Source organism: Geodermatophilus sp. URMC 60 (genome assembly GCF_053502585.1).
Genome location: NZ_CP199958.1, coordinates 4,246,539 through 4,261,190, shown reverse-complemented (window position 1 = coordinate 4,261,190; position 14,652 = coordinate 4,246,539). Strand labels below are relative to the sequence as shown.

At 72.4% G+C, this 14,652-nt stretch carries 12 protein-coding genes and 1 riboswitch; of the genes, 8 read left to right on the top strand and 4 right to left on the bottom strand.

The annotated features are described in order from the left end of the window. Positions 1-71 precede the first annotated feature (71 nt). The 8 genes from ACWIX3_RS20105 to ACWIX3_RS20070 all read left to right on the top strand — a co-directional run bounded on the left by ACWIX3_RS20105 (position 72) and on the right by ACWIX3_RS20070 (position 9,499). The gene (locus ACWIX3_RS20105; protein WP_448609122.1) at positions 72-1,673 is read left to right on the top strand and encodes an ABC-F family ATP-binding cassette domain-containing protein; all 1,602 of its coding nucleotides are present in this window, start codon (positions 72-74) and stop codon (positions 1,671-1,673) included. A gap of 366 nt (positions 1,674-2,039) precedes the next feature. Then, entirely contained in the window at positions 2,040-2,267 is a 228-nt protein-coding gene (locus ACWIX3_RS20100; protein ID WP_448609121.1) for a helix-turn-helix domain-containing protein, read from the top strand. Between the two features lie 23 nt (positions 2,268-2,290). Continuing rightward, positions 2,291-3,040: an enoyl-CoA hydratase/isomerase family protein gene (locus ACWIX3_RS20095; protein ID WP_448609120.1), complete on the top strand. Its 750-nt coding sequence runs from the start codon at positions 2,291-2,293 to the stop codon at positions 3,038-3,040. 291 nt (positions 3,041-3,331) lie between these two features. Further along, a complete protein-coding gene (locus ACWIX3_RS20090) occupies positions 3,332-4,591 on the top strand; it encodes an MFS transporter (RefSeq protein ID WP_448609119.1) in 1,260 nt (419 codons plus the stop codon). A gap of 19 nt (positions 4,592-4,610) precedes the next feature. Beyond that, a complete protein-coding gene (locus ACWIX3_RS20085) occupies positions 4,611-5,831 on the top strand; it encodes a M24 family metallopeptidase (RefSeq protein ID WP_448609118.1) in 1,221 nt (406 codons plus the stop codon). Then, positions 5,831-6,760: a LysR family transcriptional regulator gene (locus tag ACWIX3_RS20080; protein ID WP_448609117.1), complete on the top strand. Its 930-nt coding sequence runs from the start codon at positions 5,831-5,833 to the stop codon at positions 6,758-6,760. Before ACWIX3_RS20085 ends, ACWIX3_RS20080 begins: the two co-directional genes overlap by 1 nt. 359 nt (positions 6,761-7,119) lie before the next feature. Further along, complete coding sequence (locus ACWIX3_RS20075) at positions 7,120-8,991, top strand: ABC transporter ATP-binding protein (protein WP_448609116.1); 1,872 nt, start codon at positions 7,120-7,122, stop codon at positions 8,989-8,991. Between the two features lie 43 nt (positions 8,992-9,034). Next, positions 9,035-9,499 carry an SgcJ/EcaC family oxidoreductase gene (locus tag ACWIX3_RS20070; protein WP_448609115.1) on the top strand — a complete coding sequence of 155 codons (465 nt, stop codon included), beginning with the start codon at positions 9,035-9,037 and terminating at the stop codon, positions 9,497-9,499. Between the two features lie 111 nt (positions 9,500-9,610). Here the strand turns inward: ACWIX3_RS20070 and ACWIX3_RS20065 are convergent, their stop codons facing one another. The 4 genes from ACWIX3_RS20065 to ACWIX3_RS20050 all read right to left on the bottom strand — a co-directional run bounded on the left by ACWIX3_RS20065 (position 9,611) and on the right by ACWIX3_RS20050 (position 14,456). Next, on the bottom strand, positions 9,611-9,925 hold the full coding sequence (locus tag ACWIX3_RS20065; protein WP_448609114.1) for a DMT family transporter: 315 nt from the start codon (positions 9,923-9,925) through the stop codon (positions 9,611-9,613). A gap of 11 nt (positions 9,926-9,936) precedes the next feature. Beyond that, positions 9,937-10,001, bottom strand: a riboswitch (guanidine-III (ykkC-III) riboswitch). 28 nt (positions 10,002-10,029) lie between these two features. Further along, complete coding sequence (locus ACWIX3_RS20060) at positions 10,030-10,752, bottom strand: sirohydrochlorin chelatase (protein ID WP_448609113.1); 723 nt, start codon at positions 10,750-10,752, stop codon at positions 10,030-10,032. Between the two features lie 70 nt (positions 10,753-10,822). After that, positions 10,823-11,584, bottom strand: coding sequence for an SDR family oxidoreductase (locus tag ACWIX3_RS20055; RefSeq protein WP_448609112.1), 762 nt, complete (start codon positions 11,582-11,584; stop codon positions 10,823-10,825). 10 nt (positions 11,585-11,594) lie between these two features. Next, positions 11,595-14,456, bottom strand: coding sequence for an aconitate hydratase (locus ACWIX3_RS20050; protein WP_448609111.1), 2,862 nt, complete (start codon positions 14,454-14,456; stop codon positions 11,595-11,597). Between the last annotated feature and the right edge of the window lie 196 nt (positions 14,457-14,652).

Below are 14,652 nucleotides of genomic sequence, written 5' to 3'. Positions count from 1 at the left end.
ACGACGGGGTGACGCCGACGTCACCCGAAACCCGTTCGGGAGGAGCCCGCTGAGCGCCTATCCTGGGATCAGTGATCACGACGACCGGCCTCGAGCTGCGCGCCGGGGCTCGCGTCCTCATCAGTGACGCGAACCTCCGCGTGCAGCCCGGCGACCGCATCGGCCTCGTGGGCCGCAACGGCGCCGGCAAGACCACCACGCTCACCACCCTCGCCGGCGAGCGGCTGCCGCACGCCGGCAAGGTGGAGGTCAGCGGGGAGATCGGCTACCTGCCGCAGGACCCGCGCAGCGGCGACCTGGACACCACCGCCAGCGACCGCGTGCTCTCCGGCCGCGGGCTCGACGTGCTGCGCGCGCAGATGACCAAGGCGCAGATCGCGATGGCCGAGCCGGCCGACGACGCCGACCGCGACCGGGCGGTGCGCCGCTACGGGCGCCTCGAGGACCAGTTCGCCGCGCTCGGCGGATACGCCGCGGAGAGCGAGGCGGCGCGCATCTGCACCGCGCTCGGGCTGCCCGACCGCGTGCTGGCGCAGCCGCTGCGCACCCTGTCCGGCGGTCAGCGGCGCCGCGTCGAGCTCGCCCGCATCCTGTTCTCCGATGCCGAGACGCTGCTGCTCGACGAGCCCACCAACCACCTCGACGCCGACTCGATCACCTGGCTCAAGACGTTCCTCGCCGCGCACAAGGGCGGCCTGATCGTCATCAGCCACGACGTCGAGCTCCTCGACGCCGTGGTCAACAAGGTGTGGCACCTGGACGCCAACCGGGCGACCGTCGACGTCTACAACCTCGGCTGGAAGCCCTACCTCGCCCAGCGGGAGACCGACGAGCGCCGACGCCGGCAGGAGCGGGCGAACACCGAGCGCAAGATCGACGCGCTCACGGCGCAGGCGGACAAGATGCGCGCCAAGGCCACCAAGGCCAAGGCGGCGCAGAGCATGGACAAGCGTGCGCAGCGGCTGGCCGCCGGGCTCGAGGAGGTCCGCGTCCAGGACCGGGTGGCCAGGCTGCGGTTCCCGACGCCGGCCGCCTGCGGCAGGACGCCGCTGACCGCCGAGGGGCTGTCGAAGAGCTACGGCTCGCTCGAGGTCTTCACCGACGTCGACCTGGCCGTCGACCGGGGCGCGCGCGTCGTCGTCCTCGGGCTGAACGGCGCGGGGAAGACGACGCTGCTGCGCATGCTGGCCGGCACCGAGGTGCCCGACACCGGCGAGGTCAAGCCCGGGCACGGGCTGCGGGTCGGCTACTACGCCCAGGAGCACGAGACCCTCGACCACGACCGCTCGCTCCTGGAGAACATGCGGGCGTCTGCGCCGCAGAGCACCGACACCGAGCTGCGCCGGATCCTCGGCGCGTTCCTGTTCTCCGGGGACGCCGCCGACCAGCGTGCGGGCACCCTCTCCGGCGGCGAGAAGACCCGGCTGGCCATGGCCACGCTGGTCGTCTCCGGCGCCAACGTGCTGCTCCTCGACGAGCCGACGAACAACCTCGACCCGGCCAGCCGCGAGCAGGTGCTCGACGCGCTGCGCACCTACACCGGGGCGATCGTGCTGGTCACCCACGACGAGGGAGCGGTGCGGGCGCTGGACCCGGACAAGGTGATCCTGCTGCCCGACGGCACCGAGGACGCCTGGAGCGAGGACCTCGCCGACCTCGTCGAGCTGGCCTGACACCCCGTCGTCCTCCGGACGACACCGCCTCCACGTGCCGTCCCCCGGCTGCGTCGAGCCCCGCCATCGCTGGATGTCCGTTGACCCGGACTGCCGGGGCCTGTGACGGCTCGCCGTCGCGCGGCACACGGCCGACGGCGTCCCGGTCGCGCACGGGGAGCGCGGTGCTCGCGCAGCACTCGTGGACGCCGTGCCGGGCCGGTGGACGGCGACCTCCCAGCTTCCTGCCTCGTTCGCGTGGCCGGGGTCGCCCGGTCGGGTGATCATGAGGAGGTGGGACGCCGAGGTCAGCGGGGCCCGGCGCCGACGGGACGAGCAGCCTCGGCGGGCCACGGGTCCGCGCCCGGCTGCTGACGGAGGGGAGTCATGGCCGACTCGAGCACCGCGGATCTGGGTAAGGGCAAGCGCATCACCGGAGGCGACCGGACGTCGATGGCCGACGAGTTGCGCAAGCGCTACGACGGCGGCGAGAGCATCCGGTCGCTGGCGTCGTCGACCAACCGGTCCTACGGCTTCGTGCACCGGCTGCTGTCGGAGTCCGGTGCCACGCTGCGCAGTCGCGGGGGAGCCAACCGGAACAGCAAGAAGAGTTGAGCGGTCCCGACCAGGACGGGTGGGTGAGGACGGCCCGCGACGGCGCCGTCCTCACCGTCACCCTCGACCGCCCCGACCGGCTCAACGCGCAGACCCCGGCCACCTGGGCGGCGCTGGCCGGCGTCGGCGCCTCGCTGGACGACGAGGTGCGGGTCGTCGTCGTCCGCGGCGAGGGACGCTCGTTCTCCGCAGGCCTGGACCGCAGCCTGTTCAGCGCCGACCCCGGCACCCCCGGCGGCCTCGGTGAACTCGGCCGGCTGCCCGCCGAGGAGGCCCAGGAGCGCATCCGCCGCTACCAGGGCGGGTTCCGCTGGCTGCGCTCGCCGGGGGTCGTCTCGATCGCTGCGGTGCAGGGGCACGCCATCGGCGCCGGCGCACAGCTCGCCCTCGCCTGCGACCTGCGGGTGCTCACCGAGGACGCCGACCTGCGGCTGCCCGAGGTCACCCTGGGCCTCGTGCCCGACCTGACCGGTACGAGCACGCTGACCGAGCTGGTGGGCTACTCGCGGGCGATGGAGATCTGCCTGACCGGCCGCCCGGTGCCGGCGGCCGAGGCGCTCGCGCTCGGCCTGGCCAACGCCGTCGTCCCCGCCGCCGGACTCGACGAGGCGGTGGGCGCGCTCGTCACCGCGATCACCTCGGCCCCGGTGGGCGCCAGCCGGGAGACCGCGGCACTGGTCCGCTCCGCCGTCCGCAACGACCCGGAGACCCAGGACGCCGCCGAGCGCACCGCGCAGGTCCGGCGGCTCGGAGAACTCGTCACGGGTCGCTGAACCCACCGTTCCCCGTACGACCCGGTGCTCGTGGACTGCGCCCGCGCGGCCGGGGGCCACTGACCGGCCGGATGCGTGAGCCCCGCGTCGTGGGCATCGACGCCGGCTCGTCCCGGCTCCCGGCGTGCGAGCACGCCCTCCATCGCAGGACGCGTGCCTGCGCTCATTCCCGGTGGAAATCACCCGTGGTCGAGGTGATATTGGACTGTGACCGCCCCGGTTTCCTACCGTCCTGCGAAACCGAAAGGGCGTGCCATGACCGTGCTCAACGCTCCCGCGACACGACCCCAAGTGCGCCGTGTCGTCCTGTCCAGCTTCGTCGGGACCTCGATCGAGTGGTACGACTTCTTCCTGTTCGGCTCGGCGGCAGCGTTGGTCTTCCCGACCGTGTTCTTCCCCGAGTCGGCGCCGCAGACCGCCATCCTGCTGTCCTTCATGACCTACGGGGTCGCCTTCCTCGCCCGGCCGCTCGGTGGCATCGTCTTCGGGCGCATGGGCGATGTGGTCGGCCGCAAGAACGTCCTGGTGATCACCTTGCTCATCACCGGCGGCGGCACCTTCCTGATCGGCTGCATCCCGGGCTACGCGTCCATCGGGCTGTGGGCGCCCGCGCTGCTCGTCGTGATGCGCCTGGTGCAGGGCCTGGGCATCGGCGGCGAGTGGGGTGGCGCCGTGACCCTGTCGACCGAGCACGCCGAGGCCGGTGGGCGAGAGCGTTCCCGCGGTCTGCTGACCTCGGCCATCCAGCTGGGGGTGCCGATCGGCAACCTCTTCGCCGTCGGCGCGCTGGCGGTCATGAGCACCGCGCTGCCCGAGGAGCAGTTCATCGCGTGGGGCTGGCGGGTGCCGTTCCTCGCCAGCGCCCTGCTGATCTTCCTGGGACTGTGGATACGGGTCGCGGTGCACGAGTCACCCATCTTCGCCCAGCAGGAGCAGGCCACGGCCCCGTTCCGGGAGATGCTCCGCACGCACTGGCGCCAGGTCGCGCTCACGGTCGGTCTCCGGATCGCCTCCGACGTCTCCTACTACGTCTTCGCCGTGTTCGCGCTGTCCTACCTCGTCTCCGGGCTCGGGCTCTCGTCCTCGGTGGGGCTCTACGGCGTCATCGTCGGATCGATCGCCCAGCTGGTCACGATCCCGCTGTCAGCGACGCTCTCCGACCGGTTCGGACGTCGTCCGGTGTACGTCTGCGGCGCGGTGGCTGTCGGCATCTGGGCCTTCCTGGCCTGGCCGCTCATCGACACCGCCAGCACCGGCTGGGTGATCCTCGCGATCGCGGTCGGTATCGCCGCCCAGGGCATCATGTTCGGCCCGATGGCCGCGTTCGTGGCCGAGATGTTCAGCACTCGGGTGCGCAACTCCGGCGCGTCCTTCGGTTACCAGATCGCCGGCGTCTTCGGCGGCGCGATCGCGCCCTTCGTCGCGCAGGTGCTGCTCACGACGTTCGGCTCCACCTCCGCTGTCTCCGTCTACGTCGTCCTCACCGCCGTCCTCGCCGTGGCCAGCGCCCTCCTCGCGAAGGAGACGCACCGGTCGGCGATCGACGCCTGAAGTCCGGGAAGAGCTCCAGATGAACGCACACGCCGTCGGCGCCATCCGCGCCGCGCTGAAGTCCCGTGGCCATGCCGGGTACATCGCCTACACGCCGTCCTCGGTCTTCTACGTGACGGGCTTCCGCAGCTACTTCATCTCCGAGTGGTGGCGCATGCACGGCACGGTCCTCGCGTTCGTACCGGCCGACGAGTCCCAGCCGGTGATGCTGCTGGTGAGCGACTTCGAGGCCAGGACCGCGGCCGCCGCAGCGCCGGACGTGGCGTTGAGCACCTACCGGCTGTGGGTCGACCTGTCGACGGCGGAGCAGATGGCCGCCCAGCCCGACCTGGGCGTCCCGCTGCGCCCTGAGCAGTGGGACGACGGCGAGCTCGATCGGCGCGTGTCCGAGGTGCTCTCCGGGCTCGGCATGGCGGCCGGCCCGGTCGCGACCGAGCTGCAGCACATGAACGGTGCCACGTCGGCGCGGCTGCGTCGCTGCGCGCCGAACGCGACATGGGTCGACTTCACCGACGAGGTGTACGCCATCCGGCTCGTGAAGCAGGAGTGGGAGATCGACCGGCTCCGCCGGGGCGTGGAGCTGTCCGAGGCGGGCATGAGCTACGCCGCCGGGCACCTGGAGAAGGGCATGACCGCGCAGGACGTGCGCGCGCTCTACCAGATCGGCGTCGCCCAGGAGACCGTGGGCAACCCGCTCTACCACGGGTACTCCGACAACTGGGTGCTCCCGACCGTGGGTGGCACGACCTCGGCGGGCTACGGCGCGGTGTCCGCGGGCCTGCAGCCCGGCGACCTGGTGAAGTTCGACTGCGGCGTCACGATCGGCGGTTACCGGTCCGACGGCGGCCGGACCTTCGCCTTCGGCCATGCCACGGACGCCGCCCGACGTCTCTACGACGTCGTGGCGGGCGCGCAGGAGATCGCTCGCTCGGCGATCGCGCCCGGCGTCGTCATCGGCGACGTCTACCGCGCCGCGATGGACCACGTGCACGCCAACGGGTATCCCACCTTCAACCGCGGCCACATCGGACACTCGATCGGCATCGACTCCTTCCACGAGGAGCCCCCGTACCTCGGCCCCAGGTGCGAGCAGACGTTCGAGGCCGGCATGGTCTTCGCGGTGGAGGTGCCCACCTACACCCCTGACGTCGGCGCGATGATGGTCGAGGACCTGGTCGTGGTGCGCGACCGGGGCACGGAGGTGCTGCACAGCCTCAGCCACGATCTCATCGTGGTCTGATGGACGTCCGGGACCTCGAGGTCCTCGTCGCGCTCGCCGACGAACTCCACTTCGGCCGTGCCGCCCGGCGGCTGCGGATGACCCAGCCGCCCTTGACCAAGCGGGTGCAGAAGCTCGAGCGTTCGCTCGGCGTCCGCCTCTTCGAACGGGACCGGCACGGTGTGCGCCCGACCGAGCAGGGAGCCGAGCTGCTGGAGCTGGCGCGCCAGGCGTTGCGCGAGGTGCGGCGGGTCGAGCAGCACGCACGCGGGCTGCGCAGCGGCGAGAGCGGGACCATAACGGTGGCCGCCGTCGGCTCCGCCTTCTACGCAGCGCTACCCGCGCTGCTCGAACCGTGCCGGCGCCGGCATCCGCAGATCCGCTTCCGGGTCCGGGAACTCGAGAGCGCCGCGCTGGTCGATGCGCTCCGCGACGGGGACATCGACCTGGGCTTCGTCCGACCGCCCGTGGGTCCGGAACTCGACAGCTGGGAGGTGTGGTGCGAACCGCTCGTCGTCGCTACGGCCTCGACCAGCCCGCTGGCCAGGTCCGACCGGGTGGGCGTCGAGCACCTCGTGGGTCATCCCCTGGTGTTCTTCGAACGTGCGATCGGTCCCGGGTACTGGGACCGGGTCGCCGAGCTGTTCGCATCCCTGCAGATCCCGCTGGAACCGGCGGTCACCACCGACCACGTGACAACGATGCTCGGCATGGTCGCGCTCGGTGAGGGAATCAGCATCGTGCCGGCGTCCGCGCGGAACTTCCAGCACGCCAACGTCTGCTTCGTCGAGCTGGATCGCCCGGCGACTCTCCCCTTGTCCGTCGCCGTGCCCCGGTCGCCGGTACGGCCCACCGTGCGGACCTTTCTCGGCACCCTGCCTCGTCGGCCCCTGCGCTACCACCACGCAACCGGCACATCCGTTCCCTCGTCCGAGGACATCGCACCGTGACGAGCTCCGTGGGAGTCCACGACGTCGCCCGGCTGGGTCGCCGACCGTGGCCCAGCGGCGATCACCAGGGGTGTCGCTGACGAGATCGCGGCGGACTCCGTGCGCCGGGAACGCGTCGACGAGACGCCGCGGGTCGCCCATCACACGCCGTTCGGCCCCGTGGGACTCGTGCCGGTGGGCGATGGCCAGGAGTGCTCGTTCACGTACGTGACCGGGCATCCGTCGAACCGGGAGGCGAGGTCCAGCGACCGTCCAGGAACAACGCCGGACCACCGGCTGTTCGCCCCGACGTCCACGCCGTTGCACCTGATGCCTTCGGGAGAGGGGGTGGCATGGACGGAAGCGGTCCCATGTCCTCCATGGCGGCGATGCGGTCCTTCCGCCGTGACCCGTCGGTCACCTCGCGTCGGCTGCCCAAGGGCACCGTCCGGCGCATCCTCGGCATCGCCCGGCCCTACCGGCGCGACCTGACCTGGTTCCTGCTGCTCGTCATCGGCTCGTCGCTCATCGGCGTGCTCACCCCGCTGCTCGCCGGGCAGATCGTCAACCGGATCGCCGGCCTGGAGGGGACGGCGGGCGACATCGTCCGCATCGCGCTGTTCATCGCGGGCCTGGCGGTGGTCGACGCCGGGATCTCGCTGGCCACTCGCTGGTTCTCCGCCCGGATCGGCGAGGGGGTCATCTACGACCTGCGCAGCCGGGTGTTCGAGCACGTGCAGCGGATGCCGGTCGCCTTCTTCACCCGCACCCAGACCGGCGCGCTCGTCAGCCGGCTGAACAACGACGTCATCGGCGCCCAGCAGGCGTTCACCTCGACGCTGTCCGGGGTGCTGTCCAACGCCATCGGCCTGGTGCTCACCGCCGGGGTGATGTTCACGCTGTCCTGGCAGATCACCGCGCTGTCGCTGGTGCTCGTGCCGGTGTTCGTGCTGCCCGCCCGGCGGATCGGCCGGCGGCTGCAGGAGATCACCCGGGAGTCCTACGGACTCAACGCGTCGATGAACGCCACGATGACCGAGCGGTTCAACGTGGCCGGCGCACTGCTGGTCAAGCTGTTCGGCCGGCCCGAGGCCGAGGCCGACGGCTTCCGCGGCCGCGCGTCCCGGGTGCGCGACATCGGCGTCCTGTCGGCCATGTACGGGCGCACCTTCTTCACGGCGCTGACCCTCGTCGCTGCGCTGGCCACCGCGCTGGTCTACGGCCTCGGTGGCTGGCTGGCCTTCACCGGCTCGCTGAGCCCGGGGGACGTCGTGGCGCTGGCCCTGCTGCTCTCCCGCCTGTACGGCCCGCTGACCGCGCTGGCCAACGTCCGGGTCGACGTGATGAGCGCGATGGTCAGCTTCGACCGCGTCTTCGAGGTGCTCGACCTGCGTCCGATGATCCAGGAGGCCCCCGACGCCGTCCCGGTGCCCGCGACCGATCGGTCGATCGCCTTTGAGCACGTGTCCTTCAGCTACCCGTCGGCCGTGGACGTCTCGTTGCCGTCACTGGAGGACGTGTCGCTGCCCGAGCACGGCGGGCCGACGGCGGTGCTGCACGACGTCTCCTTCCGTGTCGAGCCCGGCCAGCTCGTCGCGCTGGTCGGCCACTCCGGCGCGGGCAAGTCGACGATCGCCAACCTGGTACCGCGGCTGTACGACGCCACCAGCGGCACCGTGCGGGTCGGCGGGGTCGACGTCCGGCACGCCACCCTGGCCTCGCTGCGCGACACGATCGGCGTCGTCACCCAGGACGCGCACCTGTTCCACGACACCATCCGCGCCAACCTGCTCTACGCCCGGCCGCAGGCGACCGACGACGAGCTGTGGGCGGCGCTCGGCGGCGCCCGCATCGCGGGGCTGGTCCGGTCGCTGCCCGACGGCCTCGACACCGTGGTAGGCGACCGCGGCTACCGGATGTCGGGCGGGGAGAAGCAGCGGCTGGCGATCGCCCGCGTGCTGCTCAAGGCGCCGGGCATCGTGATCCTCGACGAGGCCACCGCGCACCTGGACAGCGAGTCGGAGGTGGCGGTGCAGCACGCGCTGGACACCGCGCTGACCGGCCGGACTTCGTTGGTCATCGCGCACCGGCTGTCCACCATCCGCAGCGCCGACCAGATCCTCGTGGTCGAGGGCGGTCGCATCGCGGAGTCGGGCACGCACGAGGAGTTGCTGGCGCTCGGCGGCCGGTACGCCGACCTCCACCGGACCCAGTTCGCCGTCGGCGAGGGGCGAACGGTCGGCGCGGCGTGACCACTACCGTCACTCCTGTCCCAGCAACGCAGGAGGAGTCAGCGTGACGTCCGCGCACCCGAACGACGCCCAGATCCGTGCGCTCTACGCCCAGTTCCTCGACGGCTGGAACCGGCGCAGCGGCGCCGCGGTCGCGGCCGCCTTCGCCGACGACGGGGACATCATCGGGTACGACGGCACGCACCACCACGGCCGTCTGGCCATCGCCGCCGACTTCCGGCAGATCTTCGCCACCCACCCCACGGCCGCCTACATCGCGGTGATCCGCTCCGTGCGACCCGTGGCGCCGGGCGTCGCGGTGCTCCTGGCCAACGCCGGGATGATCCCACCCGGGGACAACGACATCGACCCGCGCTACCACACGGTGCACACGGTGATCGCGACCGACGAGGGCGTCGGCCGCTGGCGGATCGCCCTGCTCCAGGCCACCCCGGCGGCCTGGCAGCAGAACCCGGGGGGCCGTGAGGCGCTGACCCAGGAGCTCCGCGGCCTGCTGGCACCGCAGTGACCTGCGGGTCTGCCCTTCCGGTGCAGCAACTGTAGTTCAACGCTCCGCGGATGGCCCCTCTGCAGGGGTCCGCCGCGAGCGTGCGAGCGGCGGAGGCAGGAGGGCCCTTCCTCAGTGCAGGACCTTGAGCCCCACGACGCAGCCGACGATCCCGGCGAGCAGCAGCAGCCGGACCGCGGACACCGGCTCCTCCCCGCTCACCATCGCGATCACGACGGTCAGCACCGCGCCGATGCCGACCCACACCGCGTACGCGGTCCCGACGGGCAGCTCGCGCATCGCGTAGGCCAACCCGACCATGCTCAGGACCAGGGCGAGGATGAACACCACCGACGGGAGGAGGCGGCTGAACCCCTCGGAGCGGCCCAGCGCGGTGGCCCAGACGGCCTCCAGCACACCGGACAGGACGAGCACGAGCCAGGACACGACGGCCTCCACGGGCGCCGTCTTGTCGCTGTCCGGGTACGGCACCGCTCGTCCGGGGGCCCGGAGGAGGCCCGCACTCATGATCCCCGGAACGGCGCCGGGCGTCAGCCCGTGGCGGGCCAGGCGGCGACCGCGGCGTCGTAGCGGTCGAGCAGGACTGCGGCGATGCGGTCGTCCGGCAGCAGGGGCGCGGTGACCGCGTCCGCGCCCGCCCCGCTGAGCTTGTCGTGGAAGTGGCCGGGCGCCAGCAGGTAGGCGGCGAGCACCACCCGCCGGGCGCCGGCGGCCCGTGCGGCGGCGACCGCCTCGGGCACCGGGGGCTGCGCGGCCGAGCCGTAGCCGGTCGTCACCGGCCCGGTCCAGCGCTCCTGGAGGGCGGCCGCGGTGGCGTCGACGTCGGCCACCGAGCGCGGGTCGCTGGAGCCCGCGGCGGCGAGCGCTACGGCGGTGGCCGGGTCGTCGGGGTCGGCGCCGGTGGCGCGCAACCGGTCGTGCAGGACGGCGACCAGCCGCGGGTCCGGCCCCAGGGGGCGGGCGGCGCGCGCGGCGGCGTGCTCCCGCACGGCCCGGGCGATGTCGACGTGCACGTGGTAGCCGCCGGAGAGCAGCAGGGGGACGACGACCGACGGCCGGCCGTCCCCGGCCAGGCCCGCCACGACGTCGGCCACCGTGGGCGGCTGCACGTCGACGAACGCGGCCGTGGTGACCAGGCCGGGGCGCAGCGTCCGCGCGGCGAGGGCCAGCTCGGCGATCAGCCGCCGTCCGGTGGGGTTGCGGGTGCCGTGCGCGCAGGCGACCAGCACGGGGACGTCGGTCACGGTGTCCATGGATTCGCCTCCGCGGCCGCTCCGTCGCTCGCCCGCTGGCGCTCGCTGCCGTGCTCACGCCCACGTCGGCTCACGGCGTCCTCAGCCGACCACCGTCGACCGCGACGGTGGTGCCGGTGACGTAGGAGGCGGCGGGGGAGAGCAGGAAGGCGGCCACCCGGCCGAACTCGGCGGGCTCGCCGACCCGGCCGAGGGGGATGTCGGCCTCGGCGCGGGCGCGGGCCCGCGCCGGGTCGCCGGAGGCGTCCTCGCGCTCGGCGACCAGTTCGGTGGCGAAGGTGCCCGGCAGCAGCCCGACCACCCGGATCCCGCGGGGGGCCAGCTCGTCGGCCAGCTGCTTGGCGGTCATCGCCAGGCCCGGCCGCAGGCCGTTCGAGACCGCCAGGCCGGGCAGCGGGGAGCGGGCGGAGGTGGAGAGCACGAAGCCGACCACGGCCCCCGCGGCGAGGTGCGGGATCAGCGTCTTCACCAGCCGGAGCGGGCCCAGCAGCACGCTCTCCACGCCGTCCCGCCAGGCGTCCTCGGGGGTGTCGAGCACGGTGCCGGGCTCGGGGCCGCCGACGCTGATCAGCGCGCCGTCGACCCGGCCGAGCCGGTCCCGGGCGGCCGCGACCAGCCGCTCGGCCGTGTCGGCGCCGGTGAGGTCGGCGGCCAGGCCGTGCGCCGTCGGCGGCCCGCCCAGCGCGGCGACCGCGGCGTCCACGGCGTCGGCGGAGCGCGCGTTCACCAGCACGCGTGCCCCGTCGACGACGAGGGCCTGGGCCGCCGCGAACCCCAGTCCCCGGCTCGCGCCGGTGACCAGGTATCCGCGGCCGCCCAGGCCCAGGTCCATGCGGGGGAGGTCAGCCGCGCAGCGAGCGCAGCACGTACTGCATGATCCCGCCGTTGCGGTAGTAGTTCGCCTCACCGGGGGTGTCGATCCGCACCGTGGCGTCGAAGTCGACGGTCGAGCCGTCGGCCTTCTTCGCCGAGACCGCCACCGTGCGCGGGGTCGAGCCGGAGTCGAGCTCGGTGATCCCGGTGATGGCGAACTCCTCGTCGCCGGTCAGGCCGAGGGACTCCCGGTCCTGGCCCGCCGGGAACTGCAGCGGGAGGACGCCCATGCCGATGAGGTTCGAGCGGTGGATCCGCTCGTAGCTCTCGGCGATGACCGCCTTGACGCCCAGCAGCGCCGTCCCCTTGGCCGCCCAGTCGCGCGACGACCCGGAGCCGTACTCCTTGCCGGCCAGCACGACCAGCGGGATGCCCTGCTCCTGGTAGGCGACCGAGGCGTCGTAGATCGACGTCGTCTCGCCGGTCAGGTGGTTCTTCGTGACCCCACCCTCGGTGCCGGGCACCAGCAGGTTGCGCAGCCGGATGTTGGCGAAGGTGCCGCGGATCATCACCTCGTGGTTCCCGCGCCGGGAGCCGTAGGAGTTGAAGTCGCGCCGCTCCACGCCGTGCTCGCGCAGGTACTTCCCGGCTGGGCTGTCGGCCTTGATCGACCCGGCGGGGGAGATGTGGTCGGTGGTCACCGAGTCGCCCAGGACGGCGAGGGTGCGGGCACCGGTGATGTCCTGCACGGCAGTGGGCTCGGCCGGCATGCCCTCGAAGTACGGGGGCTTGCGGACGTAGGTGCTCTCGGGGTCCCACGCGAAGGTGTCCCCGGTCGGCGTGGGCAGGTTCTGCCACTGCTCGGTGCCGGCGAACACGTCCTCGTAGCTGCGGCCGAACTGCTCCGCCGAGACGGCGTGGTCGATGACCCGCTGGACCTCCTGCGGCGAGGGCCAGATGTCGCGCAGGAAGACGTCGTTGCCGTCCTGGTCCTGACCCAGCGGGTCGTTGTTCAGGTCGACGTCCATGGAGCCGGCCAGGGCGTAGGCGATGACCAGCGGCGGGGAGGCCAGGTAGTTCATCTTGACGTCGGGGTTGATCCGGCCCTCGAAGTTGCGGTTGCCCGAGAGCACCGAGACGACGGCGAGGTCGGCCTCGTTGACCGCGTTCGACACCGGCTCCGGGAGCGGGCCGGAGTTGCCGATGCAGGTCGTGCAGCCGTAGCCGACCAGGTAGAAGCCCAGCTTCTCCAGGTACGGGGTGAGCTCGGCCTTCTCGTAGTAGTCCATGACGACCTTGGACCCGGGGGCCAGCGTCGTCTTGACCCACGGCTTGGAGGTCAGGCCGCGCTCGACGGCGTTCTTGGCCAACAGCGCCGCGCCGATCATCACCTGCGGGTTCGAGGTGTTGGTGCAGGAGGTGATCGCGGCGATCACGACGTGGCCGTGGTCGACGTGGGTCTCCGTGCCGTCCTCCATGACGACCCTGGTCGGCTTGGAGGGGCGGTCGGGCACCCGGTCCGGGACGACGGAGTGCGGCTTGCCCGCCTCACCGTTGCCGTGCGCGAACGGGCTGACCGGGTCCGACGCGGGGAAGGACTCGGCGGACGCCTCGTCGGCCTCGGACTCCACGCCGTAGGGCTGCTCCTGCTGCGGGACGCCGGGCTTGCGGTCGTCGCCACCGGTCTCGTCGTCCTTGACGTAGTCGACGAGCGCGGCCCGGAAGGAGGCCTTGGCGTCGGTGATCGCGACCCGGTCCTGCGGGCGCTTCGGGCCGGCGATGCTCGGGACGACGGTGGCGAGGTCGAGCTCGAGGTACTCGGAGAACGCCGGCTCGCGCGACGGGTCGTGCCAGAGGCCCTGCTCCTTGGCGTAGGCCTCGACCAGCGCCACCTGCTCGGCCGAGCGGCCGGTCAGCTGCAGGTAGGTGATGGTCTCCTCGTCGATCGGGAACATCGCCGCGGTCGAGCCGAACTCGGGGCTCATGTTGCCGATCGTGGCCCGGTTGGCCAGCGGGACGGCGGAGACGCCGGCGCCGTAGAACTCGACGAACTTCCCGACCACGCCGTGCTGGCGCAGCATCTCGGTGATCGTGAGGACCAGGTCGGTGGCGGTGGCGCCGTCGGGCAGCTCACCGGTCAGCTTGAAGCCGACGACGCGCGGGATGAGCATCGACACGGGCTGGCCGAGCATCGCGGCCTCGGCCTCGATGCCGCCGACGCCCCAGCCGAGCACGCCCAGGCCGTTGACCATCGTGGTGTGGCTGTCGGTGCCCACGCAGGTGTCGGGGTAGGCGACGACGCGGTCGCCCTCCTGGCGCGGGAAGACCACGCGGGCCAGGTGCTCGATGTTGACCTGGTGCACGATGCCGGTGCCCGGCGGGACCACCTTGAAGTCGGTGAAGGCGCCCTGACCCCAGCGGAGGAACTGGTAGCGCTCGCCGTTGCGCTCGTACTCGATCTCGACGTTGCGCTCGAAGGACTCCGGCGTGCCGAAGACGTCGGCGATGACCGAGTGGTCGATGACCAGCTCGGCCGGCGCCAGCGGGTTGATCTTCTGCGGGTCGCCGCCGATCTCCGCCATGGCCTCGCGCATGGTGGCCAGGTCGACGATGCAGGGGACACCGGTGAAGTCCTGCATGACCACGCGGGCCGGGGTGAACTGGATCTCCTGGTCGGGCTCGGCGTTCGGGTCCCAGTGCGCCAGCGCGCGGATGTGGTCGGCGGTGATGTCCGCGCCGTCCTCGGTGCGCAGCAGGTTCTCGAGGAGCACCTTGAGGCTGAAGGGCAGCTTCTCGGAGCCCTCCACCGCGTCGAGCCGGTAGATGTCGTAGTCGGTGCCGTCGACGCTCAGCGTCGCCCGCGCTCCGAAGCTGTCCTTGCTGGCTGCCACTTCTCTGCGCCTACCCCTCAGCTCGTCCGTCGCGCTCCCTGCCACCCTGCATCATCCCAGGAGCCCGCCACCCCGCGGAGGTGAGGCGACCCTTCCCTGACTTCACGGGGCTCCGGCGCGTCCCCTCGACGATCAGGTGAGCTGATCGTCCCGGCTCCTGGCTCGGCAGCGGTGGTGAGCCAGGAGCCGCAACGCT

Excerpts from the sequence above, each read along its gene's own strand:
- ACWIX3_RS20060 (WP_448609113.1), bottom strand. The coding sequence starts at position 10,752 with ATGGACACCGTGACCGACGTCCCCGTGCTGGTCGCCTGCGCGCACGGC.
- ACWIX3_RS20075 (WP_448609116.1), top strand. The coding sequence starts at position 7,120 with ATGGCGGCGATGCGGTCCTTCCGCCGTGACCCGTCGGTCACCTCGCGT.
- ACWIX3_RS20100 (WP_448609121.1), top strand. The coding sequence starts at position 2,040 with ATGGCCGACTCGAGCACCGCGGATCTGGGTAAGGGCAAGCGCATCACC.
- ACWIX3_RS20055 (WP_448609112.1), bottom strand. The coding sequence starts at position 11,584 with ATGGACCTGGGCCTGGGCGGCCGCGGATACCTGGTCACCGGCGCGAGC.
- ACWIX3_RS20085 (WP_448609118.1), top strand. The coding sequence starts at position 4,611 with ATGAACGCACACGCCGTCGGCGCCATCCGCGCCGCGCTGAAGTCCCGT.
- ACWIX3_RS20080 (WP_448609117.1), top strand. The coding sequence starts at position 5,831 with ATGGACGTCCGGGACCTCGAGGTCCTCGTCGCGCTCGCCGACGAACTC.